Origin of the sequence: Photobacterium marinum (assembly GCF_000331515.1) — a bacterium.
GTDB lineage: Bacteria > Pseudomonadota > Gammaproteobacteria > Enterobacterales > Vibrionaceae > Photobacterium > Photobacterium marinum.
In genome coordinates, this window is the sequence record NZ_AMZO01000009.1 from 1 (window position 1) to 14,271 (window position 14,271).

Annotated in this window: 13 protein-coding genes and 1 riboswitch; of the genes, 10 read left to right on the forward strand and 3 right to left on the reverse strand. The window is 41.3% G+C overall.

Going from position 1 to position 14,271, the window contains the following annotated elements; genetic code table 11:
* Window positions 1-340: 340 nt before the first annotated feature.
* A complete protein-coding gene (locus tag C942_RS08225) occupies window positions 341-1,213 on the reverse strand; it encodes a LysR family transcriptional regulator (protein ID WP_007464553.1) in 873 nt (290 codons plus the stop codon).
* A gap of 255 nt (window positions 1,214-1,468) precedes the next feature.
* Between C942_RS08225 and C942_RS25610 the strand changes: the two genes are divergently transcribed.
* Window positions 1,469-1,597: a hypothetical protein gene (locus C942_RS25610; protein ID WP_007464555.1), complete on the forward strand. Its 129-nt coding sequence runs from the start codon at window positions 1,469-1,471 to the stop codon at window positions 1,595-1,597.
* A 230-nt stretch (window positions 1,598-1,827) separates the two neighbouring features.
* Here C942_RS25610 and C942_RS08230 read toward each other — a convergent pair whose 3' ends face one another.
* Window positions 1,828-2,271 carry a phosphate-starvation-inducible PsiE family protein gene (locus C942_RS08230; protein WP_007464558.1) on the reverse strand — a complete coding sequence of 148 codons (444 nt, stop codon included), beginning with the start codon at window positions 2,269-2,271 and terminating at the stop codon, window positions 1,828-1,830.
* Between the two features lie 15 nt (window positions 2,272-2,286).
* A complete protein-coding gene (locus C942_RS08235) occupies window positions 2,287-3,222 on the reverse strand; it encodes a universal stress protein (protein WP_007464559.1) in 936 nt (311 codons plus the stop codon).
* A gap of 146 nt (window positions 3,223-3,368) precedes the next feature.
* Between C942_RS08235 and C942_RS08240 the strand changes: the two genes are divergently transcribed.
* The 9 genes from C942_RS08240 to C942_RS08285 all read left to right on the forward strand — a co-directional run bounded on the left by C942_RS08240 (window position 3,369) and on the right by C942_RS08285 (window position 14,241).
* On the forward strand, window positions 3,369-4,301 hold the full coding sequence (locus tag C942_RS08240) for a LysR family transcriptional regulator (protein ID WP_036799305.1): 933 nt from the start codon (window positions 3,369-3,371) through the stop codon (window positions 4,299-4,301).
* An 88-nt stretch (window positions 4,302-4,389) separates the two neighbouring features.
* Window positions 4,390-4,489: riboswitch (TPP riboswitch) on the forward strand.
* Between the two features lie 182 nt (window positions 4,490-4,671).
* Entirely contained in the window at window positions 4,672-5,457 is a 786-nt protein-coding gene (gene thiM, locus C942_RS08245; protein ID WP_007464564.1) for a hydroxyethylthiazole kinase, read from the forward strand.
* A gap of 17 nt (window positions 5,458-5,474) precedes the next feature.
* On the forward strand, window positions 5,475-6,089 hold the full coding sequence (thiE, locus tag C942_RS08250; RefSeq protein ID WP_007464566.1) for a thiamine phosphate synthase: 615 nt from the start codon (window positions 5,475-5,477) through the stop codon (window positions 6,087-6,089).
* Window positions 6,090-6,587: 498 nt separating this feature from the next.
* Window positions 6,588-7,523 (forward strand): GlxA family transcriptional regulator, encoded by a 936-nt coding sequence (locus C942_RS08260; RefSeq protein ID WP_007464568.1) that lies wholly within the window; start codon window positions 6,588-6,590, stop codon window positions 7,521-7,523.
* 64 nt (window positions 7,524-7,587) lie between these two features.
* Entirely contained in the window at window positions 7,588-8,853 is a 1,266-nt protein-coding gene (locus tag C942_RS08265; protein WP_007464570.1) for an ATP-grasp domain-containing protein, read from the forward strand.
* Window positions 8,854-8,936: 83 nt separating this feature from the next.
* Window positions 8,937-9,521: an isochorismatase family cysteine hydrolase gene (locus C942_RS08270; protein ID WP_007464572.1), complete on the forward strand. Its 585-nt coding sequence runs from the start codon at window positions 8,937-8,939 to the stop codon at window positions 9,519-9,521.
* A gap of 21 nt (window positions 9,522-9,542) precedes the next feature.
* Window positions 9,543-10,556 carry a hydrogenase expression/formation protein HypE gene (hypE, locus tag C942_RS08275; protein ID WP_007464574.1) on the forward strand — a complete coding sequence of 338 codons (1,014 nt, stop codon included), beginning with the start codon at window positions 9,543-9,545 and terminating at the stop codon, window positions 10,554-10,556.
* A 35-nt stretch (window positions 10,557-10,591) separates the two neighbouring features.
* Entirely contained in the window at window positions 10,592-12,898 is a 2,307-nt protein-coding gene (gene hypF / locus C942_RS08280) for a carbamoyltransferase HypF (protein ID WP_007464576.1), read from the forward strand.
* Window positions 12,898-14,241 (forward strand): diaminobutyrate--2-oxoglutarate transaminase family protein, encoded by a 1,344-nt coding sequence (locus C942_RS08285; RefSeq protein ID WP_007464578.1) that lies wholly within the window; start codon window positions 12,898-12,900, stop codon window positions 14,239-14,241. The genes hypF and C942_RS08285 overlap by 1 nt, the downstream gene beginning before the upstream one ends.
* Window positions 14,242-14,271: the final 30 nt, after the last annotated feature.

The following is a 14,271-nucleotide window of genomic DNA, read 5'->3' on the forward strand; positions in this document are numbered from 1 at the left end:
TTAAAGCCCTTGTCGAAAGACAGGGGCTTTTTCGTATGTGGTTTGCGCTGCCGAGAGTTCTACGGTCTCTTGGTCGCGGCACTGGCCGTGCGCGTTGAGTCCCGTCCGCTCCGCCACTGATTAAAGCCCTTGTCGAGAGACAGGGGCTTTTTCGTATGTGGTTTGCGCTGCCGAGAGTCCTACGGTCTCTTGGTCGCGGCACTGGCCCTGCGCGTTGAGTCCCATCCGCCACTACATATAAGGTTTAAACTAGTCGTCCTCGACGAAAGGCAAGGCCTTTTTTGTGTGTAGAGTTTGTGTTCGCTCTTCGGTCGAATGAGTCCAGTTTCGTTTTCTTTGCTTATTGGCTCAGGTATTTCTTTAGCTCTTTTTTTAAGTAAGTCAAGATTTTTGATAGCTTTTCAGGTAGTGGAGTCTGATACGGGTATGTGATGTATAAATCGACTTCTTTGCCACGGTGATCAGGTAGAATTTGAAATAACTTATCATGCATCGTGGCGGACAGGATATATGAAGGGATCAGTCCAACCCCCAAGCCATTTTTGATAAAAGATAACTGAGTTGCGGTCTCATTGACAAAAATAGTGTCTTTGAAACTATTAACGTTTAATAATTCATTTTCAACTTTTAGGTTAAAGCTTGGCGTACACGGAAAAGAGTTTACGACTAGCGTTAATTCATTGATTTGTCTATATTTATCATTTTTGTTTGATGAGACAAAAACCGTGCGATAAGATCCAACCTTATGAGCAACTAAGTTTTCGTCGACTGCTCCAATTCGGATTCCGAGATCAATTTTCTTATCTAGTAAAGGTTCGACATTATTACTGACAACAATTTCAAAGTTTACTTTGGGAAATTGCTTATTTAAACCTGAAAGCACTTCTGAAAAAATCGATGTCGCGATTGATGTCGGAATCGTAATGCAGAAACGTCCGCTGATACCGCTTGATAACGAACTTGCTTTATAGTCCAGTTGTTGGGAAGCATTGAGTAATGAAATTGCGTCACTTTTAAGTGCTAATCCATTTTCAGTTAATGTCAGGCTTCGTGTTGTACGATAAACAAGAGTTGTACCGATGCGCTTTTCCAGGTTTGCCAGTTGGCGGCTGACATGGGCTTTTGATTTTTTCAGTTCCTGAGCTGTTTCTGTAATAGACAATGTTTTACATATGAAAGCAAAGGTGAGTAGTTCATTATAGGAATCATGCACTTGAATTGTTCCCTCTCAGTAACAATGTGTTCAGTGAAAACTATTTGGGTTATCAATGATTAATAATATATAAATTAATGACGGTTAATCAATATCTTAATCATTGAGTTTAAATTAAAGGTAACTGAATGATGAGAGGTTTCAGTTGAAGTTTTATCAAATGAAAAAATTACACGTTAAAACAAATTTATTAGCGTTAATAAAATCTTATATCGATATTGTCTCACATAAGAAAATATACCGGGAGGATAAGTGATGTCAAGATTATGGTTAGTGATTAAAGCACTATTGTCACCTGTTCAAGGTGAAGTTAAAAATAAAAGGAAAGTAATTTATTCAGAAGAGCTTCCTGATTTTATTAAAAAGGATCTTGGTCTTTATTAATACACGGTGATATTTTTTAATTGAATTAAACTGGTTTTAATTGTGGTTTTAATTTGATGATCAGTCTTTGTTTCTAAATGATTTTACTAAGATTATAGTAGTTGGAATTGAAATTCCGTATTAAACCTTAATTGAAATGGATTGATAAATAGGTCTGATGTGAAAAGAAAAAGCCTGATAATTATGCCATCAGGCTTGGTTTTTGTTTGTTAATCTGGTTATTTGTATCATCACTCCTCTATATGATTTTTTCTTGGTAGCTGGTGAATGAGCCAGTAACCGATGCTCATACTCAGTACTACAATTCCGACTGCAATAATGTATATGGCGTCGGCATTATCGGCATCAATGATGATGACTTTCCGCGCGATCGCCATGAGCGCTGTTGCCATGACAATTTTGACATGGATGACATTTTCTCTGAGATAAATCGTGATGTTAATGATGATTTCAATGGCTATCAGCACCGCCATAAAAGCGCCGAAAGTCGCTAGCATATCTGAGATGGTCAGAATATACAGAGGTGGCGTGATTAGCTTTTGATACAGCGTCCATGCCACATCAATAACCCCCATCACGATAACCAGAACCATCAGAACAGACAGTGCTCTTACGGACCAGTGAATCACGATTTCCAGCTTTTTGGAGAAGGTGTCATTTTCATCTATCTTCATAGTTTCTATCCGGTATCAGCTTAAAACCGGCGAGCAAAAATCATCGGGTTTAATGGTAACAACAGAGCACTTCAGGGCATCAAGCATATACTCTGCGGAGTTGCCCATCAGTAACCCGGCGATACCGGTGCGTGACAGGCTGCCCATCACAACCAGATCGATATCTTCCTTTTTCACAAATTGGGGGACGATTTGCTTGGGATCCCCCTCCAGCATTCGTATGTTGATTTGAGTGCCGGAGGCCTCATAAGGTGAAATTAATGATTTCAGTCGATCTGCCCGGTCTTCTCGTAGCTGTTTGGCGACCAGTGCAATGTCCAAATCTGTGTAACTGTTCCATTTCCGAAGGTATCCCTCGGTTTCAAGTCGCCATGCATGGCAGGGAAGGAGCTCGGCCTGGCAAATGGCACTGAATTCATGGGCGATACTGATGATCTTTTCATTAAATTCAGTACTGGACGATGTCGTGACATCTATTGCTGCGACGATACGCTTGATGCTTTGCTGCTTTTCGTGCACTGACCAGATGGGAATGTTGGATTTTCGCATCAGGTGGCGGGTGGTGCTGCCCCATTGGCATGTTGTTGTTTTGGCATGGAGATGAGTATCAATAATGATGAGATCGGTTTGGTTTTCGTTAGCTGCTTTGATGATTTCAATGAAGGGGATACCAACCCGAATTAGCGTGTTGAAAGAAATTCTCGGGTACTGTTTCTTCAACTCATGAGTATGGGCGTTTAGCTGATGGTAGTAAGCCTGGGTTGTTTTATCTAATAAGTCCAGCGTCGTAATGGAATAGCTAGCCAACTCTTTTAGCTCAGCTAAGTCTTCGATGATAGTAAGCAGTGTCAGGCTGGCGTCGAAGTTATTGGCAAACTCCAGGGCCTGATGAAAAGAAGGGCCTAGATCCTGTTCAGGTAAAACAGGAATTAATATGCGTCTGAAAGTCATAACTCCTCCTGCTTGGATAGCGAGCCGATGGTCGCTGAGCTGTGATGACAGGGCTAATGTGACGCAATTTAATGTTAAAATATAATTAATAATTAACATGATTTATATAGATTAAAATCTATATATCCGTCATAGCCGGAGGTGATATGCCTCAGCATTTGCGTAATCGATTCAATGTTATTAAACCTCTACGGGTTTTTTTGACCGTTTATGAACTAGGCTCTGTGACTAAAGCTGCTGAAGTGTTGAACCTCACTCAGCCAACAATTTCTATTCAGCTCAAACAGTTGATGGAGTTGCTGGGCGTTCGTTTATATAAGCAGGTCGGACGAAAGCTGGTATTTACTGAGGCCGCTGCTATTGTCGCCCGACATGGTGAGGCGTTATTTGAGTTGTTGGACCGATTGGAGATATCGCTGGCTGCGCTTAGTGAGCTTAAAGCCGGAACGTTGCGTATCGCAGTTGTTACTTCTGCCAAATATTTCATTCCGCATTTAGTGGGGATGTTTTGTCAGCGTTATCCTTTGATTGATATTGAACTTAAAGTTGGCAACCGGGAGAAAATCCGACAAAGATATCTTCAGGAAAAAGATGACATATATCTGTTTAGCCTTCTTTCTGATGAAATGGAAAAACTGGCGATCAGTTTTCTGCCCAACCCTTTATACGCCATTGCGCACCGTTGCCATCCACTCTCTGCCATGAAGAAAATACAACCATTTGAGTTGTGCGCATATCCGTTTATTAGCCGGGAACCCGGGTCCGGAACAAGATATGCGATCGACCGCCATTTTGAGCAGTTAAATTTGGCGCTGAAACCCAGAATGGTTATTGAGAGTAATGAAGCGATTAAGCATTGTGTGCTTGCCGATTTGGGGATATCAATCCTTTCTGAGTATGCTTTAAAGCCTGAAATTGGCGATGAGTTAGTGGCTTTACCTGTGGAAGGGTTTCCAATCATGACCCGCTGGCATTTAGTTCGATCTCCCAACCGGGTACAAACCGCTCTTAGTGATGCTTTTGTGGAGTTTATTACTGACCAGGGGGAAGGTTTGCTGAATGATATTGTATTGCCTTGATCGTTTGTTCGGCTTTAAGTGTGTACTTAAGGTCATTATGAGGTTTGGTTTTATCTATTGTTCTTTCAATAAAACTTGTTATTATCCGGACAGATAGTCGGGGTGCCGAAAGGCTGAGATCGCATGTTGCGAGACCCGTTGAACCTGATTCAGTTAACACTGGCGTAGGGAACTATGTGTCTTGCTAATGATCGTTTGATTTATACCTCTCAACATCTTTGGCTCGGGCAGGATCCTGTGCGTCAGTCCCAGGAGCCCGATATGCCAAATCCAGTCACAGCATTTATATCTGTCGCTTCCTTCAGGTTCTCTCTATTAGCCTCCGGAATTTAGCCACCGGAATTAATAACTGCAATCTCTGAGGGACAGCATGAACACACAAACCATAATTCAAGCCCTGCAAGCGGTTCGTGAGCAAAAACCATTGGTCGTAAACCTTACCAACTACGTTGTAATGAATAATACCGCCAATGCACTGTTGGCGATCGGAGCTTCACCTATCATGGCGCATTCCCGTGAGGAAATGACGGAAATGATGTCTTTTGCCGGTGCGTTGGTTATCAATATTGGTACCCTAGACAATGTATGGACGCCACGTATGGCATTCGCTGTTAAACAGGCAAACCTTAATAATAAACCGGTAGTGCTTGACCCTGTCGGCTGCGGTGCCAGTCGCTTACGAACTGAAACTTCGCGCCAGATTGCGAAGGCGGCCAATAAGCTGATTGTTCGGGGTAATGCGTCTGAAATTATCGCTCTTGCAGGCGAGAAAGGGCAGAACAAAGGTGTGGATGCTCTCGATAGCAGTGAAGCAGCAGTGGATGCCGCGCGCTACCTGGTCGGGGAATACCAATGCTGTGTGGTTATTTCCGGTGAGGTTGATTTTGTTGTCACCAATGAAGGACTGGTTCAGTTGCGTAACGGCCATGCCATGATGCCTTATGTAACAGGCATGGGATGCACCCTGAGTGCACTGACAGGGGCTTTTGCCGCGGTCGGAGAAGAAACCGGATTAGCGGCGGCGGCAATTTTAGGTGTGGTCGGTGAAATAGCGGCAGAACAGTCGAAAGGTCCGGGTTCTTTGCAGCTTAATTTGCTGGATGCCCTGTATCAGTTTGATGAAGAGACGTTGGTTCAGCGTCTGAAGCTGGTTTAGTTTTGGGGGACCAAAGAATGAATCCTTATCGTTTATATCTTGTTACTGATGATCAACAGGATCTGGATACCTTAAAGACCGTTGTTAAAGAAGCTGTCACGGGCGGGGTGACCATGGTACAGGTTCGGGAAAAGCATGGTGATGTGCGTGCTTTTATCGAGAGGGCCTCGGCAGTGAAAACAATCTTGCAGGGCACAGGTGTTCCGTTGATCATCAATGATCGTGTCGATGTGGCACTGGCTGTAGATGCCGATGGTGTACATCTGGGCCAGTCCGATATGCCTGTTGAAATGGCTCGTCGGTTAATTGGTAAAGACAAGTTGCTCGGCCTTTCTGTTGAAAATGAACAGCAACTGGCAGAGGCTGAATGTTTGCCTGTCGACTACCTTGGATTGAGTGCGATTTTTGCTACCCCGACCAAAACTAACATTAAGAAAGAGTGGGGCATTGATGGCCTGAGTAATGCCGTTGCGCAAAGCATTTTCCCCATTGTGGCAATAGGAGGGATTAATGCGTCAAATCTTGATGCAGTTATCGCAACCAATGTCGATGGTATTGCGCTGGTTTCGGCAATTTGTCATGCCGAATGCCCGAGAACGGCGGCTGGTGATCTTATAGCGCTTATATCATAAGTATTATTTAGCTCTCAGTTGGTTTCACTTTTGTATTTTCCAGGCAAGGAGTTTTGACCCTTGCCTGCTTGATTAATGATGCTGCATGACAACGAGATGTAAAAAAGAGCAATTTGTTTGAAAAATAGTTTGAAAAAAGAACGGCAATATTTTTTACTCTCTTGAGTGTTTTTAATGATATCCGCCTCTACAAATGAAGGCGAAGCACTACGGTATATTGAATGGAAGGTGTCAAATCTGAACGGTTGGATGAGCCGTACAATTATGCGCCTGAAGTTGATATAAACAGGGGAGAATTTACTCATTTTCTCTTCTTTTGAAAAAATTGTCAGTTAGGTATAAAAACGTTGTCTTTAAATAACAGAATCATGTCCATTTTTGGCCTTTATAATTATTACAATAATAGGCATCATACGTCTCAAGCCAGACCGATGAAGATTGACAGTAATGGTGTAATCAATTACATATCGCCCTTGAAAGCATGACGTTGAGGGTTGTATGTCCAATCGAAGAAATGTGTATTTTGTTGTTCTACCAAACATGATGGCTCTGGATATTGTTGGTGCAGCCGAAACGCTTAATTTCGCTGATGATGTATTCAATATTATTTATGTGGGTCAGAGTGAAGAGGTTAAGTGTTCAACAGGATTGGTTATTGGAGAACTATCCCCTTTACCGGAGGTGATTCCAAGCGGCAGTTTAGTTGTTCTGCCTGGTGTAAGTGATTCATTGGTTGACTTTGATAATAAAGCTGCAGAAGCGACAATCAAATGGGTAAAAAAACTAAAGCCACAGGTTGATAATGATGAGTTAAGCATTGTGTGTATCTGCTCTGGAGCATTGCTTGCTGCCAAAGCTGGATTACTTGATAACAGAAAATGTACAACTCATCATGAAATATTAGATCGGTTAAGGGATTTATCTCCACTGGCAAAAGTTAAAGAGAACCTATTGTTTATAGAAGACAAGGGTGTATTTACTTGTGCTGGAATAATGGCAGGAATCGACCTTGCTTTAAGCTTGGTAAGAAAATACTGCGGAGATAAAGTTTCGATGCAAGTGGCAAGAGAAATGGTGGTCTATTTCCCAAGAAATGGAAAAGATAACCAAGTATCACCTTGGCTCAAGTTTAGGCATCACCATCACCCTGTTATTCATAGGGCGCAGGATGCTATTGTGTCGCACCCTGAAAATAACTGGACATTAGAAAATTTATCTCGTGAAGTTCATGTAAGTGCTAGGCACTTATCACGATTATTCAATCAATACTTAAATATCAGCGTTAAAGAATATCATGAAAGAATGAAATTAGTATTGGTAGATAAGCATTTAAATCAAGGGATAAAGAAGGAAAAAGCCGTTATATTGGCTGGTTTCAATTCAGTTCGCCAGTTTAAAAGAGCTCAAGAAAGAGTGGCATCAAAGGACTCTTGAATTTTCATATGTTCCTTTTTAACCCCCACTCTTTTTGAGTGGGGTTTTTATAAAGGAATAAAAAATGAAAGAGCACGATACTAAAGAGGCAAAATACGTTGTCATTGTAGATCCATTTTCGACCAGTAATGTCCTTGCTAAGGAACTTAAAGGTCGAGGATATAAGAGTATTGCCTTAATATCAAAAAATAAGATCCCGGATGTTTTTTCTGGTTCTTATGAGCGCGAAGACTTTATTCTTGAACTTCGTTTCAATGATAACTTTGAAGAAATTATCGGCATTTTAAAATCCCTTAATATCAAAGCCGTTATTTCCTGCCTTGAAACTAGCGTTGTACTGGCTGATAAAGTTGCCTATGAGCTAAATCTAAAAGGAAACAATCCAAACAGCAGCAATTTACGACGCGACAAGTATAAAATGGGTGAAGCTTTAAGGCATGCTGGTTTAAGGGCTGTTAAACAGCAACTGGCGACGTCAAAAGAAGAAGTCTATGATTGGCTGGAAGAGCATAAAAAATTCCCTGTTGTAGTCAAACCTGTTAAATCAGCGGGCTCTGATAGTGTCGTGATTTGTCACAACCTTGCTGAAGTGGATTTAGCCTGTAATGACATCCTGGGTTCAACAAATAAACTTGAAGAAAGTAATACTGAAGTACTAATTCAAGAGTTTTTGGCGGGTAACGAGTATGTTGTCGACACGGTAACATTAGATGGTTATACCGTTACTACAAACGTTTTTGTTTATGAAAAGACGCTTGCTAATGGTGCTGATTTTGTATATCGCGCAATCAGAGCTCTGGATCGTGATTCACGAATAGCCAAACAGCTAATTAAATATAATGATGAAGTATTAAAGGCTGTAGGTGTTGAACATGGTGCAGGGCACAGTGAAATTATTATTGAAAATGATGAGCCATGCTTAGTTGAAGTAGGTGCTCGCTTGCATGGCGGAAATATTCCGACAGTAGTTCAGAAATGTGCGCCTTGGTCTCAAATCGAACTTCTTCTTGATTCTCATCTGGATACTGCTGAGTTTTATAGAAAAATGGATTCAGGATTAAATATGGAAAAAAATATTCTGATTCATTTTTATATTTCCAATAAAGAAGGTACGGTCAAAAAAATCAATGAAAGAGCAAATATTTCATCATTGTCTTCTTTTATTGATGCAATATGGTATGTGGATGTTGGTAAGCATATAAATAAAACTATCGATCTCTATACTTGTCCATTAAAAGTCATTTTAGCAAATGAAGATGAAGATAAGTTATTAGAAGATAGAGATACCCTTATTTCTATGGAAAAAGCTGACACAGTTTTTGTCATCTAACGTTATATAACGTGTATTTTTATATTTTTATTAAATTTTGTGTGTTCCACATTTTAAGTAATTTGAAATAGGAGGATTTTACTATGGGTAAAGTTGCGGTATTAACCAATGATCTTCAATATGAGTTGGTGGAAAAAAACCAAAAGCGAATTGATGCTGTAGAAAGTATGAAAGAAAGTTTTGTTTCTTTTATGAATCAGATTCGTGAAATGGGACATCATGTAGTTCACTTACAATTGGTTAATTTGCCTGACGACCCAAATGCTGAGTGGTATGGCGATCATCTACCAGTACAAAAAGGTTCAAAAGGTGCTGAAGTCCTGAGCGACTTTTTGGACTCGTCAGATATTGTTGTGGAAAAAAATAAGGACAGTGGCTTCTACGAAACAGAACTCGACACAGTGCTTAAAAAATTGGATGTTGACACTGTTATCATCACAGGAATGCAAACTCAAATATGTGTTCAGACAACGGCTGCTGATGCTTTCTTCCGTGGATATAACGTATGGGTTCCTGAAGATGGTGTTGTTTCAGCTAATCCTGAAGATAAAGAGCGTGCTCTAACTTGGTTGGATGGTTACTGCGCAACAGTATCTGATTGTGAAACCATAATTAAGTCACTTAGTGAAAGCGGAAGCCTTCCTCGTAAAGAAGTAAAAATTCCCTAAATAAAGTTAAGGAGAACTTACGTGGAAGAACTTGCATTTATCGAATTGGATCACGGTACCGGAGCTAAATTGAGTCAAGACTTGATTGATATGATTACGTCGACTCTTGAAGATGTTCATCTTGGCAAAATGGAAGATAGCGCCATTCTTCCAATGAATGCTTCTCAAATTGCAATGACGACTGATTCTTTTGTTGTAGCGCCCCCTTTCTTTGGTAATGGCGATATTGGCAAAATTGCTGTTGCAGGCACTGTTAATGATCTTGCAGTTATGGGGGCAAAACCGCTTTACCTGACTCTGGCAATGATTATTGAAGAAGGTTTCCCTATTAGGGACCTGAAGAGAATTGTTTCATCTGTGCGAGAAGCAGCAAGGGAAGCGAAAGTTAAAATTGTTGCCGGTGACACCAAGGTTGTAGCAAAAGGCGAAGCAGACAAGATTTTTCTAAACACTGCTGGAGTGGGGATATTTGAGCGTGAGCCGCTTAGTACCTCGAAGGTTTCTGCAGGCGATAAGATGATCTTGAGCAGCAACATTGGTGATCATTCTATCCACCTGCTTTCAATTCGGGAAGGTCTTGGTTATGAAAGTCGGGTACTGAGTGATTGTGCTCCGTTAAATAACCATATTGATAAATTACTTTCTTCAAAGTTAGGCGAGAGTGTTATGTCTATCCGAGATGTAACACGAGGTGGGCTGGCTGAAGTCATGCACGAGTTTAGTCAGAAAACGGGAAGAGTGATTGCTTGCAATGAAGATGCTTTGCCGATTCGTCTTGAGACCGAAATGGCTGCAGATATGTTGGGTGTCAATCCGATTCATTTGGCCAATGAGGGGTGTTTGTGCATGTTTGTTAAACCTGACATGGCCGACGAAGTTGTCGCTTTTCTAAGAGAGTTTGAACACTTTAAGAATGCATGTGTTATCGGAGAGGTTACCAAAACGACCGGTACAGGTGTTCTTATGAGTAAAAAAGACGGCATGACTTATGAGCTTGAGCAGCTTATTGGTGCTGAGCTTCCACGACTTTGTTAATACAAAACATCTTTAAATACTATTAACTGATGCGCATGAAAATTCATCAACAATTAAGAGTTAATGGTGTGGTTCAAGGGGTCGGTTTTAGACCCTTTGTTCATAAAATCGCACTAGAAAATAACCTCAAAGGCTGGGTTCTGAATGACTCGCAAGGTGTTCTCATTGAGTTGCAGGGAACACAGGAACAATACGAGCGATTTAAATCACAATTAAAGAATGATCTTCCGGCAATGGCTGAAATCACTTATTTAAAAGAGTTCAGTGTTGAATCGGGTGATGAATTTAGTGAGTTTGAAATTCGTCAAAGTAATAGCAATCTCGATAATATCACTATTGTTCCATCTGATGCTGATGTTTGCGAAGACTGCCTGAATGAATTGTTTGATGAAAATGATCGTCGTTATAACTATCCATTTATAAACTGTACTAATTGTGGGCCACGATTCTCGATTATTCATGACATGCCTTACGATCGTAAGCAAACAACGATGTCAAAATTCCCGATGTGTCCCGATTGTTATACCGAATATACTGATATTTCTGATCGTCGGTATCATGCTCAACCTAATGCATGCCCGACATGCGGTCCATCAGTATGGATGAGCTTAAATGATGGGGAAGCGATTTCAACCGAGGATCCTATCGCCTATTGTCGGGATATGCTTGTCGCAGGGAAAATTATTGCTGTCAAATCAGTAGGAGGCTTTCATTTAGCGGTCAATGCGGCCGACGAGGATGCTGTTAATACATTACGACAAAGAAAAAAACGTGATAATAAACCATTTGCTCTGATGGCCAAAAATCTCAACAGAGTCAGAGATTTTTGTCATGTAAGTCAAAAGGAACAGGAATATCTGCAATCGGTGAAAAAACCGATCGTAGTACTTAAAAAGCGCAGTGATTGTCGGCTTCCGGATGTTATTGCGCCATCCAATCCTTCTCTTGGAATAATGCTACCTTCAGCTCCGTTGCATCACCTTTTGCTTCAGGATGAACGTATTCCTGCACTAATAATGACCAGTGCGAATACTTCCGGGCAGCCAATTGTTTATGAGAATGATCGGGCACTGGATGAGTTGAAGCATATTGCGGATGGGTATCTTTTACATAACCGAGATATTTATACACGTGTTGATGACTCATTACTAAAGGTTGTAAAAACACGTTGTGGTGATGACTTGGTGACATTAATCCGTCGATCCCGCGGATTTGCTCCAGCTCCTATTATGTCTAATAAGTCGCTTCGGAAGATTATTGCATCCGGTGCAGAGTTGAAGACAACGCTCGCTCTGACGAAAAATAATAATGTCTATTTGAGCCAGCATATTGGTGACTTAAAAAACGATCACACTTATGAAGCGCATTCTCAATGTGCACAAAAGCTGACTGGCTTATTTGAGATAAAACCTGAAGCGTGGGCGGTTGATTTACATCCTCATTTTCGTATGACCAGGACGATAGAGTCCCAGTCGGAACTTCCGGTTATTAAGGTTCAGCACCATCATGCTCACATGGCTTCCTGTATGGGTGAAAATAACCTGGAAGGATCCACTATCGGCGTTATTTTTGACGGTACCGGCTATGGCACTGACGGTAGTATCTGGGGTGGTGAATTTTTACTTGGGGATTACAACTCATTTGAACGTGCTGCCAGTATCAAGAGTTTCAATCTGCTTGGTGGAGATAAAGCCGTAAAAGAGCCTTATCGAGTGGCGTTGAGCCTGCTATATGAAACGTTTGGTGAAGAATGCAAACAACTGCAACTCCCTTGCTTTAGTTTCTTATCTGACCAGGATGTGCATGTCTTAGTACGTATGGCAGAAAGAAAAATAAACAGTTTCACGACAACGAGTATGGGACGTTTATTTGATGGCATATCAGCATTACTAAATCTTCGTACCGTCATTGAGTATGAGGCTCAGGCTGCAATCGAACTTGAGGGAGTGTTAGAAAGAACACTGGATATGGCTGAGCCTTATTCATATGAAATTAACGACTCCGAAGGTATTCATCAGTTTGACTACCGACCAATGATTAAAGAGCTCGTGTCAGATGTTATATCGAATCACGTATCGACAGCGATTATTTCGCGAAGGTTTCATAGCACCATAGTGATGGCAGTTTGCGAAATGTGTGAATTGCTTGCGAAAGAGCACGCGACTCGCCAGGTCGTATTGTCCGGTGGTGTGTTTATGAATGAGTTTATTTTGGCCAATACCTACACAGAGCTAAAACATCGAGATCTTAACGTGTACGTCCAGCAAAAAGTCCCTTCAAATGACGGCGGTATTTCATTAGGGCAAGCCTTTGTTGCAAATGCAAAAATGGAGTCAAAGTGATGGATGCAAATTGTTCAACTGAAACGACAAATGATCTTCTGCGTCAATATGAAATTGAGTCAAATGCAAGAACATACTCAAGAGTGGTTTGCAGCAATATAACCGCAGGAACCGGATCTGTTATATCAGATAATGAAGAAAATTACTTTATCGACTGCCTTGCAGGTGCAGGTACTCTGGCATTAGGACATAACCATCCTGCCGTTATTAAAGACCTTAAAGAATTCCTGAATAGCGGGCAAATTCTTCACGGGCTGGATTTTGTTACGCCAATAAAAAGAAGATTTAGTGAAACCGTGTTATCACTATTTCCGTCTAAGTGGCGAGATGAATTAAAAATGCATTACTGTGGCCCATCGGGAGCCGATGCGACAGAAGCTGCAATCAAACTGTTCAAGACCGCGACAGGAAGACGTTCCGTTATTGCTTTTCATGGGGCTTATCATGGAATGACTAATGGCTCGATGTCTCTGACAGGTAATACCGCAATCAAAGAACCTGTGCCTAATTTGATGCCGGATGTACATTTTCTTCCGTTTCCGTATCAATACAGAAGTCCATATGGTGTAGATAGCGAATCAACCATTGATGTATCACTACACCATATCAGAAGCACCCTTTCAGATCCTAATAGTGGGATCACTAAGCCGGCAGCCGTTATTGTCGAAGCTATCCAAGGGGAGGGGGGCTGTATTCCTGCTCCTGCCAGGTGGCTAAAAGGGCTGAGTAAGATATGTAAAGATTTGGACATACCTTTAATCCTCGATGAGATCCAGAGTGGTATCGGGCGTACAGGGGATATGTTTGCTTTCGAAGAGTCTGGCATTCAGCCCGATGCTATTTTGATATCAAAAGCGGTAGGTGGCGGATTGCCGATGTCATTAGTTGTCTATAACCGAAAATATGACAGTTGGGCTCCTGGTGCACATACAGGAACGTTTCGGGGAAACCAACTCGCAATGGTTGCCGGATGTACAACTCTTGACATCATTAAAGGCGAAACATTCCTTAAGAAGTGCCGTGAAAAAGGGATGCTGTTTAAAAATCTTCTTTATGATCTTCAGAGCCAGTACAAGTGCATAGGTGACGTCAGGGGACGAGGTTTGATGCTAGGTATCGAGCTTGTTTATCCATATGAAGCCAATGAGCTTGGTGACTATTTGCCGGATGGAAACTTAGCTAAAAGAATAAAGAAATACTGTTTTGATCATGGCTTAATTATTGAAACAGGTGGCCGGGATGATTCAGTTATTAGGTTTTTACCACCTTTAAATATAAAAAGAGAAGAGATTATCGAAGCGGTAAGAACGCTGGAGGATGCTCTTCACAACGAGCAAAACTAACTGAAGTTTAATTTATGTACACTGGAGAGG

What these genes read in the sequence shown, in the direction of transcription:
- C942_RS08240 (WP_036799305.1), top strand. Translation starts at nt 3,369, where the DNA reads ATGCCTCAGCATTTGCGTAATCGATTCAATGTTATTAAACCTCTACGG.
- thiE (WP_007464566.1), top strand. Translation starts at nt 5,475, where the DNA reads ATGAATCCTTATCGTTTATATCTTGTTACTGATGATCAACAGGATCTG.
- C942_RS08230 (WP_007464558.1), bottom strand. Translation starts at nt 2,271, where the DNA reads ATGAAGATAGATGAAAATGACACCTTCTCCAAAAAGCTGGAAATCGTG.
- C942_RS08285 (WP_007464578.1), top strand. Translation starts at nt 12,898, where the DNA reads ATGGATGCAAATTGTTCAACTGAAACGACAAATGATCTTCTGCGTCAA.
- C942_RS08260 (WP_007464568.1), top strand. Translation starts at nt 6,588, where the DNA reads ATGTCCAATCGAAGAAATGTGTATTTTGTTGTTCTACCAAACATGATG.
- C942_RS25610 (WP_007464555.1), top strand. Translation starts at nt 1,469, where the DNA reads ATGTCAAGATTATGGTTAGTGATTAAAGCACTATTGTCACCTGTTCAA.
- thiM (WP_007464564.1), top strand. Translation starts at nt 4,672, where the DNA reads ATGAACACACAAACCATAATTCAAGCCCTGCAAGCGGTTCGTGAGCAA.
- C942_RS08265 (WP_007464570.1), top strand. Translation starts at nt 7,588, where the DNA reads ATGAAAGAGCACGATACTAAAGAGGCAAAATACGTTGTCATTGTAGAT.
- C942_RS08235 (WP_007464559.1), bottom strand. Translation starts at nt 3,222, where the DNA reads ATGACTTTCAGACGCATATTAATTCCTGTTTTACCTGAACAGGATCTA.
- hypF (WP_007464576.1), top strand. Translation starts at nt 10,592, where the DNA reads ATGAAAATTCATCAACAATTAAGAGTTAATGGTGTGGTTCAAGGGGTC.
- C942_RS08270 (WP_007464572.1), top strand. Translation starts at nt 8,937, where the DNA reads ATGGGTAAAGTTGCGGTATTAACCAATGATCTTCAATATGAGTTGGTG.